Annotated in this window: 16 protein-coding genes and 1 pseudogene; 12 read left to right on the top strand and 5 right to left on the bottom strand. The window is 73.9% G+C overall.

From position 1 onward, the window contains the following. Nucleotides 1–44: 44 nt before the first annotated feature. Nucleotides 45–890: an alpha/beta fold hydrolase gene (locus tag QBL21_RS00835; protein WP_407560008.1), complete on the top strand. Its 846-nt coding sequence runs from the start codon at nucleotides 45–47 to the stop codon at nucleotides 888–890. Between the two features lie 18 nt (nucleotides 891–908). Here the strand turns inward: QBL21_RS00835 and QBL21_RS00830 are convergent, their stop codons facing one another. Further along, complete coding sequence (locus tag QBL21_RS00830; protein ID WP_407566262.1) at nucleotides 909–1358, bottom strand: nuclear transport factor 2 family protein; 450 nt, start codon at nucleotides 1356–1358, stop codon at nucleotides 909–911. Nucleotides 1359–1455: 97 nt separating this feature from the next. On the opposite strand from QBL21_RS00830, the gene QBL21_RS00825 reads away from it, so the two are divergent. Both QBL21_RS00825 and QBL21_RS00820 read left to right on the top strand, forming a co-directional pair. Beyond that, a complete protein-coding gene (locus QBL21_RS00825) occupies nucleotides 1456–1923 on the top strand; it encodes an SAM-dependent methyltransferase (protein WP_407560007.1) in 468 nt (155 codons plus the stop codon). 239 nt (nucleotides 1924–2162) lie between these two features. Then, nucleotides 2163–2606: a nuclear transport factor 2 family protein gene (locus tag QBL21_RS00820; RefSeq protein ID WP_407560006.1), complete on the top strand. Its 444-nt coding sequence runs from the start codon at nucleotides 2163–2165 to the stop codon at nucleotides 2604–2606. 602 nt (nucleotides 2607–3208) lie between these two features. On the opposite strand, the gene QBL21_RS00815 is transcribed toward QBL21_RS00820, so the two are convergent. Next, nucleotides 3209–3613, bottom strand: coding sequence for an ATP-binding protein (locus tag QBL21_RS00815; RefSeq protein ID WP_407560005.1), 405 nt, complete (start codon nucleotides 3611–3613; stop codon nucleotides 3209–3211). Between the two features lie 153 nt (nucleotides 3614–3766). On the opposite strand from QBL21_RS00815, the gene QBL21_RS00810 reads away from it, so the two are divergent. Both QBL21_RS00810 and QBL21_RS00805 read left to right on the top strand, forming a co-directional pair. Then, nucleotides 3767–4597, top strand: a complete 831-nt coding sequence (locus tag QBL21_RS00810; protein ID WP_407560004.1) for a Scr1 family TA system antitoxin-like transcriptional regulator — start codon at nucleotides 3767–3769, stop codon at nucleotides 4595–4597. Further along, nucleotides 4594–4815, top strand: coding sequence for a DUF397 domain-containing protein (locus QBL21_RS00805; protein ID WP_407560003.1), 222 nt, complete (start codon nucleotides 4594–4596; stop codon nucleotides 4813–4815). The genes QBL21_RS00810 and QBL21_RS00805 overlap by 4 nt, the downstream gene beginning before the upstream one ends. Nucleotides 4816–4856: 41 nt before the next feature. Here the strand turns inward: QBL21_RS00805 and QBL21_RS00800 are convergent. Beyond that, nucleotides 4857–5420 (bottom strand): annotated as a pseudogene (locus QBL21_RS00800) (DUF5753 domain-containing protein); the annotation flags it as partial. On the opposite strand from QBL21_RS00800, the gene QBL21_RS00795 reads away from it, so the two are divergent. The 3 genes from QBL21_RS00795 (at nucleotide 5406) to QBL21_RS00785 (ending at nucleotide 9747) form a co-directional block, all read left to right on the top strand. Further along, the gene (locus QBL21_RS00795; protein ID WP_407560002.1) at nucleotides 5406–5801 is read left to right on the top strand and encodes a hypothetical protein; all 396 of its coding nucleotides are present in this window, start codon (nucleotides 5406–5408) and stop codon (nucleotides 5799–5801) included. The pseudogene QBL21_RS00800 and the gene QBL21_RS00795 overlap by 15 nt on opposite strands. A 122-nt stretch (nucleotides 5802–5923) precedes the next feature. Beyond that, complete coding sequence (locus QBL21_RS00790; protein WP_407560001.1) at nucleotides 5924–8698, top strand: hypothetical protein; 2775 nt, start codon at nucleotides 5924–5926, stop codon at nucleotides 8696–8698. 53 nt (nucleotides 8699–8751) lie between these two features. Next, nucleotides 8752–9747 (top strand): aldo/keto reductase, encoded by a 996-nt coding sequence (locus QBL21_RS00785; RefSeq protein ID WP_407560000.1) that lies wholly within the window; start codon nucleotides 8752–8754, stop codon nucleotides 9745–9747. A 23-nt stretch (nucleotides 9748–9770) separates the two neighbouring features. On the opposite strand, the gene QBL21_RS00780 is transcribed toward QBL21_RS00785, so the two are convergent. Continuing rightward, nucleotides 9771–10172 (bottom strand): type II toxin-antitoxin system VapC family toxin, encoded by a 402-nt coding sequence (locus QBL21_RS00780; RefSeq protein ID WP_407559999.1) that lies wholly within the window; start codon nucleotides 10170–10172, stop codon nucleotides 9771–9773. Continuing rightward, nucleotides 10169–10393: a FitA-like ribbon-helix-helix domain-containing protein gene (locus tag QBL21_RS00775; RefSeq protein WP_407559998.1), complete on the bottom strand. Its 225-nt coding sequence runs from the start codon at nucleotides 10391–10393 to the stop codon at nucleotides 10169–10171. The genes QBL21_RS00780 and QBL21_RS00775 overlap by 4 nt, the downstream gene beginning before the upstream one ends. 86 nt (nucleotides 10394–10479) lie before the next feature. Here QBL21_RS00775 and QBL21_RS00770 point away from each other — a divergent pair, with 86 nt between their 5' ends. From QBL21_RS00770 to QBL21_RS00755, 4 genes are all read left to right on the top strand, one after another. Continuing rightward, nucleotides 10480–12246, top strand: a complete 1767-nt coding sequence (locus QBL21_RS00770) for a molybdopterin-dependent oxidoreductase (protein WP_407559997.1) — start codon at nucleotides 10480–10482, stop codon at nucleotides 12244–12246. A gap of 67 nt (nucleotides 12247–12313) precedes the next feature. Continuing rightward, complete coding sequence (locus tag QBL21_RS00765) at nucleotides 12314–12994, top strand: fasciclin domain-containing protein (RefSeq protein WP_407559996.1); 681 nt, start codon at nucleotides 12314–12316, stop codon at nucleotides 12992–12994. Nucleotides 12995–13082: 88 nt separating this feature from the next. Then, nucleotides 13083–13649, top strand: a complete 567-nt coding sequence (gene sigK, locus QBL21_RS00760; RefSeq protein ID WP_407566261.1) for an ECF RNA polymerase sigma factor SigK — start codon at nucleotides 13083–13085, stop codon at nucleotides 13647–13649. 113 nt (nucleotides 13650–13762) lie between these two features. Next, nucleotides 13763–14530, top strand: a complete 768-nt coding sequence (locus QBL21_RS00755) for an anti-sigma factor domain-containing protein (protein ID WP_407566260.1) — start codon at nucleotides 13763–13765, stop codon at nucleotides 14528–14530. The last annotated feature ends 4 nt before the right edge of the window (nucleotides 14531–14534 follow it).

The following is a 14534-nucleotide window of genomic DNA, read 5'->3' as shown; positions in this document are numbered from 1 at the left end:
CGCCTGCCGCCCGGATGGCAGACCCGTGGCGCAGGATGGAGCACATGAGGGAGATCGACGTGGAACTGGAGGGCGGGCGCCGGCTGCACGTGTACGACACGGGGGGCGGGGGCCGCGACGACCGGCTCGCCGTCTTCTGGCACCACGGCACGCCGAACGTCGGCACGCCGCCCGGCCCGCTGCTGGCGGACGCCGAGCGGCTGGGGCTGCGCTGGGTGTCGTACGACCGGCCGGGGTACGGGGGGTCGAGCCCGTGGCCCGGGCGGGACATGGCGTCGGCGGCGGCGCTCACCACGCGGGTCGCCGACGAACTGGGCATCGGGCGCTTCGCTGCCCTGGGCCACTCCAGCGGCGGCGCGCACGCCCTGGCGTGCGGGGCACTGGCGCCGGACCGGGTCGCGGCGGTGGTGAGCGTGGCGGGACCGGCACCGTACGGGGCCAGGGGGCTGGACTGGTTCGCCGGGATGGCGCCGTCCGTCGCGGGGTCGCTCCGGGCGGCCGTCGCGGGGCGCGCGGAAAAGGAGAAGTACGAGGCGGAGGCCGCGTACGACCCGGAGGTGTTCACGGCGGCCGACCACGCGGCGCTGGCCGGCGCGTGGTCCTGGTTCGACGAGGTCGTCGGACCCGCCGTCGCGGACGGCCCGGGCGGGCTGATCGACGACGACCTCGCCAACGTCGGCCCCTGGGGCTTCGACCCGGCCGCGGTGACCGCGCCGGTGCTGCTGCTGCACGGCGGCCGGGACCGGGTGATCCCCTGCGCCCACGGCGAGTGGCTGGCGCACCGCTGCCCGGCGGCGGAGCTGTGGATACGGCCCGACGACGGCCACATCTCGGTACTCGGCTCCGGCGCGACGGCGCTGGAATGGCTCCGCGAGCAGCCCGCCCCCTGACGGGCCCCGCGCCCGTCTTCAGCTCGTCGGCAAGGACCCGCCGCAGGCGTCGGCGACCGCCTGTGTGTCCCAGTAGAACGGCCGGACCTCGGTGATCCGCCCGCCCTCGACCGTGATGGTTTGCAGGATGGGGAAGGCAAGTTCACGGCCGGTCGCACGGGCGCGCGCCCGGACCTGCGTCAAAACGACCGCGGTCCCACCGGTAGCGAGGAACTCCTGCTCCACCATGTCGAACCGCTCCCAGACCCGGCCCATCGCGAGAAAGAACCGCGTCATGCCGTCGTGCCCGCGCCACGTGCCTCCGTACGGCAGCGCATCCGCCTGATGCAGCACGACGTTCGGCGCGAAGAAGGGCGCGAGCAGGTCGAACGAAGCCTCGCCGGGACCGCCGGCGGCCAGGTACTCCGCCTCCGCGGCGTACATGCCGGTGAGGACGGTCACGGAGTCTGTGGTGGGTGAGATCGTCATGCCGCCAGCATGATCGGCGAAGGCGCGGATGGCTGGCGGGAAACGGACATCACGTTCGGAACGCCGCCCGAGCCGGCGGCGGGGATAACCTCTGGCCATGGCGAGCTTCGAGATCACACCGATCGGCACGGTGCACAACGACCGGACGGACGTCCAGCACACGGACAACTGGGGTGCCGTCCGCAGCACGATCACCGTGGACGAGCGCTTCGGCGAGGCATGCCTCCAGGGCCTGGACGGCTTCTCCCACGTGGAGGTCGTCTTCGTCTTCGACCGGCTCCCCGAAGCCGACGACTACCGGGAACCCCGCCCCTACCGAGGCCGCCCCGACCTCCCGCCCATGGGCATCTTCGCGGGCCGCGGCCCGCGCAGACCGAACCGCATCGGGGTGACCTCGTGCGCGATCGAGTCGGTCGAGGGACGCGAACTGACGGTGGTGGGCCTGGACGCGGTCTCGGGCACGCCGGTGATCGACCTGAAGCCGGTGATGGAGGAGTTCCGCCCGGAGGGGGTCAGGCAGCCGGAGTGGGTGAGCGGAATGATGTCGGAGTACTTCAAGCCGTAGGCGGTGGCCCGCGGGGCGGAGCACGCCACGCCCAGGCGGACAAATCTCGTCATAACTTGCGGTAACACCCTCCGCGAAACGGGACAAATGACCCACCCAAGCCGGGTTTTGCCCATCGATACGCACCCGGGCGACGCGCTCGCCCTACCCCGGAGGTAATCGCCTCGGGCGGCCCACGTGGGCAAGCTTGCTGATCTCCCCGCGTTGCCCGGACGCGGACCAAGACGTAGGGGCAAGCCGTGTCAGAAGCCGCGCCCACGAACACGCGCACGGTGGTTGAGGAACTGCTGCGCAGGATCGGCGAGGGCGATCCCGAGCGCATCGCCGAGTTGTACGCCGAGCAGAGCGACTGGAAGCTGGACTGGCCGGAGGCCGAACACGGCCGCCCGGCCACGCCCTGGATCCGCCACCGGGCCACCCGGGCCGACGCGGCGGCCCACTTCCGCGAGATCGCCGAGCACCACGTGCCGGAAGAGGTGGGAACCGAGGTCGAGCGCATCCTCGTCGACGGAAACGACGCGGTCGTGCTCGGCGAGATCCGTCAGACCGCCCGGTCCACGGGACGCGCGTACCGCGCGCGGTTCGCCCTGCACCTCACCGTCGAAGACGGCCTCGTCACCCGGCACCACGTCTACGAGGACAGCCTCGCCGTAGCCCAAGCCTTCGACACGAAGCACCGGTAACGCAACCGGGGCGCCCCACCGGAGGCGCGTCCGCGAACGACACGGGCCGGCCGCTGCCCCGGGGGCGGCGCCGGCCCGCGACCGAAGCAGCCCGGTCGCCGACGCCTCGGCCCGTCTCCGCGGGGGGCATCCGCGACCGGAGCGGGCCCAACTCCCGGTGGCCGGACCCCCGCCCGCGGGAGCATCCATGAGCCGGGGGGCCCGGCTCCGGTGCTCCGTGCCCCCGTCCGCCGGGCTCTGCATCCGTAGCCCTGGTGGAGGGCGCCCGCTCCCTCCGGGCCACCCATAGCCGCCGATCTTCTCGGGCCGGAGTCCGCCGTCAAGGGTGGGGCGAAGCCCCATCGCGAAGCGACGTCCCCGCAGCGAAGCGGAGGGGACGCCCTTGACGGCGGACGCAGGCCCGCACACTCAGGAGTGGGGTGGCCCGGGGGGAGCCACAACGACACCGCTTCCCCCCTCGCCGCTCCCCCGAACACCGGCCCACCCAACGACGCAGAGCCGCCGGGTGCCCCGTAGGCCCGGCGCTGTCAGACCAGGCGCATACCCTTGGGCGGGCGTGAGGGGACGTAGCAGGGGCGGTGGCCCTCACGAGGGCAGCAGGGTCAGGCGTCACGTGCCGTCACGGGTTTCGCCTGGGGGACCTTGAACGTTGCCCAGACGGATTTGCCCGGCCCGCTGCGGTCGGATGTACCCCAGTCGTCGGCCAGGGCCTCGACCAGGAGCAACCCCCGGCCGTGGTCGTCGGTGTCCGCCGGTGAGCACACATGCGGCTCGCCGCCCCCGGCGTCGTGCACCTCCACCTCAACGACGTCCGGCTCCACGGCAACCCGTACGAGGAAGCGGCGGCCCACGGGGGTGTGCCGTAGCGCGTTGGTCGCCAACTCCGAGACACACACCCGGATGTCGTCCGCCCGGTCCCCGGCGTCCACCACCACACCGGCGACGAACTCGCGTGCCCTGCCTACCGACCGGGCACTCCTGGCGAACATCCGCGCCTGCGTGGTCATGGTCCGTACCTCGTTCCTTGCCTGCCAATTTGTCAGTTCGTCCGATGCCCCGACCGGGGATCTACTACTTTGCGTAAAGACAGGGTTGCTCTCCGTATCGGCGAGCAACAGGTCTAGATGTCCCCCGTAACCGCTGGAGATGGGAGTCGCACAGTGCCCGCACGTCCCCGCGAACTCACCCCCGACAGAAGCGCCCGTCACCTCTTCGGCGCGAAGATGCGCACCCACCGCATGCGCGCGGGCATGAGCCTCGAAGCGCTGAACGACGTGGTGAACATCAGCCGCAGCCACCTGGCCCGCATCGAGACCGCGCAGGCCATGCCGCCGCCGGATCTGCCGCCGCGGCTGGACGCGGCATTCGGCACGGACGGGATCTTCCAGGAGCTGTACCGGCTCGCGGCGAAGGAGATCCACCCGGACCAGTTCAAGCGCCGTATGGAACTTGAGGCGCGGGCCCAGGTGATCGGGGAGTACAGCAGTCAGATCGTGCCCGGGCTCCTACAGACGGAGGACTACGCACGCGCCCTATTCATCCAAGCCAATCCCTGGGCGCCGGAAGAGAAGATCGAGGAACTGGTCACGGCTCGAATGAGTCGGCAGTTGGTGCTTTCCTCCGGTGCATTGTTGGATTATTCAGCGGTGCTGGACGAGGCCATGCTCCGCCGGGGCTTCGGTGGGCCGGAGGTGATGCGAGCGCAGCTCGCGCACCTGACCAAGCTGATGCTGACTCAGACGACGATGGTCCAGGTCGTCCCGTTCGACCTCGGGGGACATGCGTTGATTGGTGGCTCAATCATGCTGATGACCATGGAGAGTGGTGCACGGGTCGCCTACGAGGAAAGCATCACTACCGGCACGTTGATGGAGGATCTGGCAAGCGTCATCGAACGGCAGCGGGTATACGATCTGTTAAGGGCATCCGCCCTGTCGCCAGATGAATCGGCGGCCTTTATCCGGTCCGTGATGGAGGTACTTCCGACATGAGCACCACGCCCGACCTCTCCCGTGCGGAATGGGTCAAGTCGAGCTACAGCGGAAACGGCGGGGGCAACTGTGTCGAGTGGGCCCCGGCCTACGTCACCTCAGGCATCATCCCCGTCCGCGACAGCAAGGACCCCCACGGCCCCGCGCTCACCTTCGAACCGTCCGCCTGGACCTCGTTCATCGCCGCCGTCCAGCACAACGAGTTCGGCACCGTCTGACGCAGACCCGCCTCCGCATGACTGCCCGGGCCGGGCTCGCGTCAGCCGAGCGCGTGCCGCGCCCGGGCGATCACGCGGTGCGCCTCCGCGCCGTACACCGCGGACTCGCGCAGGGCCTCCCACACCCGCAGGTACGTACAGATGCTGTCGGTGTCATCGAGCCACAGTTCGGCGTGCCAGTCCTCCGTGATGACGAGCCGGTCGTCGAAAACCCAGAAGCCGTTCGCGGGCGGCAACTTCAGCGGTGCTCCGAGGGGCACGACGCCGAGTTCAACGGTGTCCATTCCGATGACGCCGGCGAGCCTGTCGAGTTGGGCGGCGAGGACCGCAGGCGGGCAGACCAGCGCGTGCAGCGCCGCCTCCCAGGTGAGGGCACACAGCTTGCGGCCCGGCTCGTACAGCCACTCGTGCCGCCGCATCCGGGCACGCACCGCGTCGTCGGCATCAGGAGTGGAGTGCTGGAATGCCGCTTACCGCATGAAGATGTGACGGGCGTAGTCGGCGGTTTGCAGCATGCCCGGCACAACGGCTTCCTCCCAGACGTGCAGGACCGTCGTGCGGGCGGCTTCGGTATTCCAGGTGTCCTGTACTTGGCGGTGGCCGGCCGGGTCACCGTCTACCGGCTCACCCACCGCTGGCCCGACCGCCGCTGCCTGGTCGCGTACACCACCACCGGCGCCTTCGGCTCCACCGCGGTCGTCGGCGTCCTGCCGGTACCGGAACTGGAGCACCCGAAACTGCTGGAGGTCGCCGCGGCACATCATGCCCCGGGCCTCTACGGCTCCCGGGGCGGGCACGAACACGCCTGTGCCTGCTGGGTGATCTGCACCGGCTGGTCCGCCCGCATCGGCGGCTCCGGCCGCCGCCTCGACCTGCGGCGTGCCGACTGGAGCCTGCGCCTGGGGCGCCGCGTCGAGTTGGCCAGGCCCATGTACGGGCACGATGTGCTGCACACCGGGACCTCACCCTCCACGACGGCGAGCTGATGGAGCAGGCACTCCGGCTCGCCCGTTGAAGCGTCCGCCCGGCCCGGGGACGTGCGAGGGGAGCGGGATCGGGGGCGGGGGCGGAGACTGGTGGGGGCGGGCGTCGGCGGTCGGGGGCGGGTGTGGGCGAGAACGTGGTGGGGCGGGAGTTGCGGCAGGCTGAGCGGTGGTTGCGGCGGGCCGGGGGGCCGCATCGGACCGGGGGGCGGGCCCGGCGCGCCTGGCGGCGGTTGGAGGAGGGCGCGCTGCACGGCGAGCCCGCCGCGCTGGCCGTACTGATCCGCACCGCCCGCGACCCCCGGCATCCCCGCACCCACCAGGCCCGGTCCCTCATCGCCGACCGGTGGGCCGTCAGCGACGACCCCGCCCTGCGGCAGATCGTGCTGGAGACACACGCCACGGCCACGGCGTCCCTGCCCCGCCTGCTGCGTTCCGCCGCGCTGCAAGGCCCCGAGCACCTGCGTGCCGCCGGGCGGGTGCACTGGACCGCGCACGCACCGACGCTGCTCCAGGACCCCGACGACGACGTGCGGAACGCCGTCACCGAGCTGTGCCGCACCGCCGACGTCTGGGCGGCGAACAGGCTGTGGCCCGCGGTGCTGCGCCCCAGCGGCCCCTACAGCGTCTCCTTCCCCGCGGTGGCGGACTGGTGGCTGTTCGACACCCTGCTGGCGCACTCCTCCCCGCCGCCCGCGGCCCAACTGGAGCTGCTGTGGGACTTGTTCCTCCGCCCCTTGCCCGCCGCCCAGGGGTGGCGGTCGCGTGGGCCGGGCGGCGGGCTGCTGCCCGCCCTGACCCGGTGGGGCGTCCCGGCCGCCGCCGAGGAGCGGCGGGAGCTGAGCCGGGTGGTGGTGGAGCCCGACACCGGGCGGCTGCTGGCCCGCCCGGCGACGCGGCGGGCGCTCATCGAGGCGGCGGGGTACGCGGAGCATCCGCTGGCGGAGGCCGCGCGTGAACGGATCCTCGCGGTACGGGAACGACCCGCGGGGCCGGGCGGGTTCGGGGAGGACTCCGGCACCGCGGACGGCGCCTCCGACGAACGGCCCGCCCGCGGCGCCCTCTCCCTCCTCGCCGACTTCGCCGACTTCGCCGATGAACTCTGCGCGCACGCCCTCGACCACGACGAACTCCTCCACTGGTGCGTCACCCACCGCTTCACCCCCTCCCCCCGCGACCCCGCCCGCCGCGCCGCCTTCCTCCTCCGTACGGGCCGGGCGCACGACGACTCGCCGCCCGAGGACGCGCCGCCCGGCGCGCGGCAGCGCGCGGCGCGGTGGGGCGACGGGCCCGGGCTGGCGGAGATCGTGCTCGGGGCGGCCGGGGGCGAGGAGCGGGCGCGGCGGGTCGAGGGGCTGACCGACGCGGAGTTGGCGCACCTCACCGGGTGGCTCGACGACGAGGGGCGGCTGCCGGACCTCTGGCAGCTCGTACGCGACCTCCCCCTCGCCCGCGGCCACCGGCTGCTGCCCCTCCTCGCCGCCCGGCACGCCGGTGACGGCCACGGCGATTCCACCGAGCCGCGCGACGCCTGGCGGCCCGCCGACGAGGCCGGTCGGCGGCTGCTCGCCCTGCTGCGCGCCGTCGACCCGGGGACGCTTGCCGCCGGCCTCGCCGCGCTCGCACGCGACTGGCCCGCGGGCTACCACCTGGCCCGTATCCGCTTCCGTGGCCGGGTCAACGACCTGTCCTTCGCCCCCGACGTACCGCTCCTCGCCGTCGCGACCAGCAACCGCGCGGTGGGCGTGATCGACCTGCACCGGGGGGAGTTGGCGGAGCGGTACGACGGGTTCTGGTCGTCGGTGGGGCACCTGGTGCACCTCGGCGGCGGGGCGTTCGTCGCCGCGGAGCGGACGAGCACCGTGGACCAGCCGTCCCGGTTGCTGCACTGCGCGGGCGGGCGGAGCCGGGTGCTGCGTGAGTGGCCGGGGGCGGTGACGTCGCTGGCGGGGTTGGGGGCGGGGCGGTTCGTCGCCGGTACGCGGTCGGGGCACCTGCTGTTCGGCGGCCCGGCGGGGGCTGGGGCGAGTCCGGACGTGGTCGCCGGTGCGGGCGCCGGTGCCGGGGTCGTGGATGCGGTTCCCGTGCCGGAGTTGGCGGCCGTGTCCGTCGCCGCGTTCGGCCTCGACCCCCGCACGGACTGGCCCCGCGCCCTGGCGTCAGACCCCTACGCGGGGCGGCTGGCGGTCTGCGGACGGCGGCTGCTGCTCACGGCGTGGGACACCGAGGAGTACGGGAACGGCCCGGGCCCCGGGCCGTTCCCGTACCCGGACGCATCCACCTCCCCCGGCACCGCCACCGTCGTCGTCGCCGAAGGCCGCCGTCCCCGCGTCACCGCCCGGGCCGTCCTCGCCGGGCCCACCGCCCTCGCCGTGTACGAGCAGCACCGCGGCCTCGTCGAGGTGTTCCGGCCCGTGAGCGGGGCGCTGCGGTCGACCGGTTCCGTCGGGGGCGTCACGGCGATGACCGCGCTGCCGGGCCGCGGGCAGCTCGCGACCGTGGACCCGCAGGGCGGGCTGCACCTGCTCGACGCCGTCACCCTCGCGCCCCGCCCCGGCGCGATGCCGCAGCCCCCGGACGCGCCGGGCCGGTCCGGCCGCGGCCCCGTGACGAGCCTGCACGCCTCGCCGGACGGCGGGTTGCTCGCCGCGGGGTACGCGGGCGGCGTCACCGACCTGTACGACGTACGGCACGCGGAGATCCCCTCCCTCGCCACCCGCCCGCTCGCGTACGCGCAACCGGCCCATGCCGACGCGCTGCTGGCCGCGCTCGACGTGCCGGGGACGGCGCGGCCGACGCGGGAGGTGCTGCGGCTGCTCCTGGCGCTGCTGTCGTACCGCTTCCCGCGGGACGGCGACGCGGCGACGCTGAGCGCGGGCGGCTACGACATCGAACTGTGAAGCCCCACGGCGAAACGGCGAAACACGGCGAACCACGGCGAAAGGAGCCGCGCATGCGAGCGGACGAGGTCGTGCCCCTGGGGCGTACCGGCGTGTCCGTCACCCGCCTCGGCCTGGGACTGGCCTCCATCGGCGGACTGTTCGCGCCCGTGTCCGACGAAGACGCCGCCCGCACCGTCGACCGCGCCTGGGAGGCGGGCATCCGGCTCTTCGACACCGCGCCCGTCTACGGGTACGGGCGCTCCGAACGCCGCACCGGCGCCGCGCTCGCCGGGCGCCCGCGCGGGACGTACGCCCTGTGCACGAAGGTCGGCCGGCTCATCGTGCCCGGCGGCACCGACACGCAGCCGATCTGGGCCGACCCGCCGCCCCGCGTCGGGCCGCGGCGGGACTACTCGTACGCCGGTGTCATGCGCTCGGTCGAGGACAGCCTGGAGCGGCTCGGGCTCGACCGGATCGACGTGCTGCACGTCCACGACCCGGACGAGGACTTCCCCGTCGCCGTCACGGACGCCTACCGGGCGCTGGCCGAACTCCGCGCCCGCGGCACGGTCGGCGCGGTGTCGATCGGCGTCAACCACGCGCCGGTGGCGGCCCGTTACCTGCGCGAGGCGGCGGCGCCGGGGCCCGACTGCGTGATGCTCGCGGGCCGGTACAACCTGCTGGACCACACCGGGCTCGACGAACTGCTGCCGCTGTGCGCGGCGCGCGGCGTCGCGGTGCTGGCGGCGGGCGTCTACCAGTCCGGCCTGCTCACCGACCCCCGCCCCGGCGCGCCCCACGGCTACGCCACGGTCCCCACGGCCCTCGCCCGCCGCGTCACCGCCTGGCACGCGCTCTGCCGCCGCTACGGCGTCGCCCCGACGACGGCGGCGCTCGCGTTCCCCTTCGGCCACCCGGCGGTGACGAGCGTGGTGGTCGGCGCCCGCACGGCGGCGGAAGTGGCCGACACGGCGGGCGCCTTCGCGCGGGAGGTCCCTCAGGAGTTCTGGACCACGGCCAAGTCCACGGGCCTGCTCCCCCCGGAAGCCACGACCCCGCCGCCCTGAACGCCCGGGAGCGAGCTGCCGGGTCAGGTCTCGTCGTGGATGTTGATGATGCGGCAGCGAGGGCCGGGGGCGTGGGCGAGCTTGGCGTCGGAGGTCAGCAGAGGTGCGTCGAGACCTTCGGCGAGGGCGACGTAGAAGGCGTCGTACGAGCGCACGCTCCCGAGCCGGCGCACGCGCTCCAGCAGCGGCAGGTGCTCGTGCCTGCGGATGGGCAGGCTGCGGTAGTCGGTCACGGCCCGCGTGGTCTTGTCCCCGGCGAGCATCCCGGCGCGCTCCAGGCGCATCAGTACGGAGGCGACCTCGGTGTCGATCAGGTACGGGGCCGAGAGCAGGCTCTCGCCCGCCAGGTGGCGTGCGGCGGCCTTGCCCCTCGGCCCCGAGTCGACCAGCAGGTCGATAACGGCGGAGGAGTCGACGACGATCAACGGTGCTCCTCGTCCGCGAATGCGGCGGTGTCCACGTCCGTGAGATCCACCGAGGCGTGCTCGCGGATGCGCGTGACGATCTCGTCCATGGTGGGGATCGCTGCTTCACGTTCGACCAACTCGTGCAGGAAGCCCTGGAGGGACTTCCCTTCCTGGGCGGCACGAACCTTGATCGCTCTCAGGGTGTCCTCGGAAACGTCACGAATCGTCACGGTGGTCATGCATGCAGAATACCTGCAATCGCGGCAGAATGCCTGCACCGAAAACTCGGACCAATCCGCTGGGCGGGCGGCTTCGAATGTGAGGTGTGAGTAGCCCACAGCGAACCGACACCGGCACTGCCGCCCGCGTCAGCGCCGCCCGTACCGTCGCGGTGCTTGCCGCGGCCGGGGTGGGCGGGCTGGTGGCCGCGGGGGCGGCGTTGGGGGTTGCGGAGCTGGCGGCGGTCGGGGTGCGGCCCGAGGCCGCGCCGTTGAACGCCGTGGGCGCCGCCGTCGTCGACGCGACGCCGGCGGCCGTCAAGGACTGGGCGATCCGGAACTTCGGCGAGGACGACAAGCTGGTCCTGAAGTCGGGCGTGCTGGTGCTGCTGGCGCTCTTCGCCGTGGCGCTCGGCATGCTGACGCTACGGCTGCGGCGTACCGGGTCGGCCGGGGTGCTCGCGTTCGGCGTGCTGGGCGCCGCCGCCGCGCTGAGCCGGCCGGGGCTGGGCGACGGGCCCGCGGACGCGCTGCCGTCGGTGGCCGGGGCGGTGGTGGGAGCGGGGGTCCTCTACGGGCTGTCCGGACTCCTCCGCCCGCCCGCCGCCGAGCGCCCTGTGCCGGTCGCCGACGACGGCGAGTCGGGTGAGTTGGGCGAGTTGGGCGAGCCGCGTGGGCATGACGTGCCCGGTCGGCCCGCCGCACCGGATGCGGCGGCTGCGGCGGCTGTCGCCGATACCTCCCGTGCCGCCGATGCGGCCGATGCGCCCGCTTCCCCTCCCCCCTTCGACCGGCGGCGGTTCGCCCTCGTCGCCTCCACCGCCGCCGCGGCCTCCGGCGGGGCGTGGGTGCTCGGGCGGGAGCTGCGGGCCGGGCAGGCGGCGGACGCGGTGGCTTCGCGGGACCGGCTCCGGCTGCCCGCGCCCGCGTCCGCCGCGCCGCCCGTGCCGCGCGGCGCCGACCTCGGCGTCGACGGCGTGCCCCCGTTCGTCACCCCGAACGGCGACTTCTACCGCGTCGACACCGCGCTCGTCGTCCCCCGGGTCGACGCCACGGCCTGGCGCCTGCGCATCCACGGCGACGGCGTCCCCCGCGAACTCTCCCTCACCTTCACCGACCTGCTGCGCCGCGAGCTGATCGAGCGCCACGTCACCCTCACCTGCGTCTCCAACGAGGTCGGCGGCTCGTACGTCGGCAACGCCCGCTGGATCGGCGTGCCCCTGGCCCCGCTCCTGCGCGAGGCCGGTGTCCGGCCGCCGTCGCGCGGCGGCCCCGCGGACCAGCTCGTCGCCCGCTCCGTGGAGGGCATGACCATCGGCACCCCGGTCGAGACCGTCATGGACGGCCGGGACGCCATGCTCGCGGTGGGCATGAACGGCGAACCGCTGCCCTTCGACCACGGCTTCCCCGTACGGATGCTGGTGCCCGGCCTCTACGGCTACGTGTCCGCCTGCAAGTGGCTGACCGAGCTGGAGCTGACGACCTTCGACGCCTACGACCCGTACTGGGTCCGGCGCGACTGGGCCGCCCGGGCGCCGATCAAGACCCAGTCCCGTATCGACACCCCCCGCCCCCTGGCCACCGTCAAGGCCGGCCGGGTGCCGGTCGCCGGTGTCGCCTGGGCGCAGCACCGCGGCGTCGAGCGCGTCGAGGTCCGGGTCGACGGCGGCCCGTGGCAGCGGGCCCGGCTCGCGGCGGAGGACAGCGTCGACACGTGGCGGCAGTGGGTGTGGACGTGGGACGCGGAGCCCGGCTCCCACACCCTCCAGGTACGCGCCACCGACCGCCGCGGCGACGTCCAGACCGCCGCCCGCGCCCCGGTACTGCCGGACGGCGCCACCGGCCGGCACTCGGTGGTGGTCGACGTGACCTGACCCGGCCGTTTCCCTCAACACCCACCCACACCTGCACCACACCAACCCTCAAGGAGAGAACGTCACCATGCGCGCCTTCACCCGTACCGCCCGCGTCACCCGCACCCGCCGCGCCGCCGTCGCCCTCACCGCCGCCGCCGTACTCCCGCTGTCCCTCGCCGCCTGCGGCGACGACGGCGACGACAAGGCCGCCAGCGACAGCGCGTCGCAGTCCGAGGAGAAGGAGCAGAGCGAGCCGAGCCAGGACATGGAGGACGACGCCGCGCAGAGCGCGTCCGGGCCCTTCGGGGACGCCTGCGCGGCCGTGCCCGAGGACGGCGCCGGCAGCTTCGACGGCATGGCGCAGGACCCGGTGGCCACCGCCGCGTCGAACAACCCGGAGCTGTCGACCCTCGTCAGCGCGGTCAAGAAGGCCGGGCTCGTGGACACCCTGAACAGCGCGCAGGACAGCACCGTCTTCGCGCCCACGAACGACGCCTTCGCCGCGATCCCGAAGAAGGACCTGGACGCCGTGATGGCCGACAAGGCGAAGCTCACGGACATCCTCACGTACCACGTGGTGGGCCAGAAGCTCACGCCCGAGCAGCTCCAGGACGGTACGTACCCCACCCTTCAGAAGAGCGACCTGAGGACCGCCGGGTCCGGCGAGGACTTCACCGTCAACGACTCCTCGAAGGTCGTCTGCGGCAACGTGCCCACCGCCAACGCCACCGTCTACATCGTCGACACCGTACTGATGCCGAAGTGAGCACATGCGCACCGCGTACGTGAGCAGGTGAGCAGGTGAGCACGCCGCTGGCCGAAGGAGACCCGTGCGATCCACCGACGTAGCCGGGATGCCGTCGCCCGGCCCGGGCGAGCCCTCCGCGGAGGAGCTGCTGACCCGGGTCGCGCGGGGCGACGGCGAGGCGTTCAGCGAGGTGTACGACGCGCTGAGCGGGCCCGTGCTGGGGCTGGTGCGCTCCGTGGTCCGCGATCCGGCGCAGTCGGAGGAGGTGATGCAGGACGTGATGGTCGAGGTGTGGCGCACCGCTGCGCGCTTCCGGCCGGAGCGGGGCAGCGCGCGGAGCTGGGTGCTCATGCTCGCGCACCGGCGCGCGGTGGACCGGGTGCGGTCGGCGCAGGCCGCGGCGGAACGGGAGGGGAAGGCGGCGCTGCTGGCGCGGACCCCGGCGTTCGACGAGGTCAGCGAGCAGGTGGAGAGCCGTCTTGAGCGGGTGCAGGTACGGCGGTGCCTGCGGATGCTCACGGAGTTGCAGCGGGAGGCGGTGACGCTGGCGTACTACCGTGGGCTGACGTACCGGGAGGTCGCCGGGCTGCTGTCGCTGCCGCTGGGGACGGTCAAGACGCGGCTGCGGGACGGGCTGATCCGGATGCGGGACTGCCTGGGGGTGGGAACGTGACCGGGGCCGGGGCCGCCGGGTCCGGAGCAGGAGCCGGGTCCGGGTTCGGGGCCGGGGGCGCGGACTCCGGTGCGGCTGCGCACGCCACGCACACCGCCACCGGGGCGTACGTCCTGCACGCGCTGCCCCCCGCCGAGCGGGCCCGCTTCGAGGAGCACATGGCGCTCTGCGAGGCGTGCGGGACGGAGGTGCGGGAGCTGGCGGAGACCGCGGCCCGGCTGGGCATGGCGGTCGCCGCGCGGCCGGCGCCGGAGCTGAAGGCGGAGGTGCTGCGGCGGATCGACACCGTACGGCAGGAGCCGCCGCGGGTCGACGAGGACCGGGCGGCGGAGATACGCGACGCCGCGACGCCGGTACGGCGCCGCGCGGGCGGCGCCTTCCGGGGCGCGGGGCGCTGGGCGCTGGCGGCGTGCCTGGCGGCGGCGGCCGGGCTTGGCGGAGTCGCCGTGTGGCAGCAGCAGGAGGCCGAGGACGCGCGGTCGGCGGCGCAGCGTGCGCAGGAGAGCGTCGCCGAGGTGACCGCGGTGCTGGCGGCCCCGGACGCGAAGGCCGCCTCCGGGCGGCTGGGCGGTGACGCCACGGGCACGGTGGTCGTGTCCCGGGAGCGGGACCGGGCGGTGTTCGTCGCCGCGGGTCTGCCGGAGCTGCCGGAGGGCCGGGTGTACCAACTCTGGTTCGCGGACCCGGACCCGGACCCGGACGGGGGCGGCGCGGGCGGCGACGAGATGCGGCCTGCCGGGCTGCTGACCGGCGACGGCGGCGCGGTGCTCATGGACGGCCGGGTCGCGGACGCCTCGGGCATGGGCGTCACCGTGGAACCGGCCGGCGGCTCCGAACGCCCCACCACGGAGCCGATCGCGGCCATGGACCTGCCGGTGTAGGCGA

Origin of the sequence: Streptomyces sp. 184 (assembly GCF_045781775.1) — a bacterium.
Lineage (GTDB): Bacteria > Actinomycetota > Actinomycetes > Streptomycetales > Streptomycetaceae > Streptomyces.
This window is presented reverse-complemented; position numbering and strand designations above follow the sequence as displayed.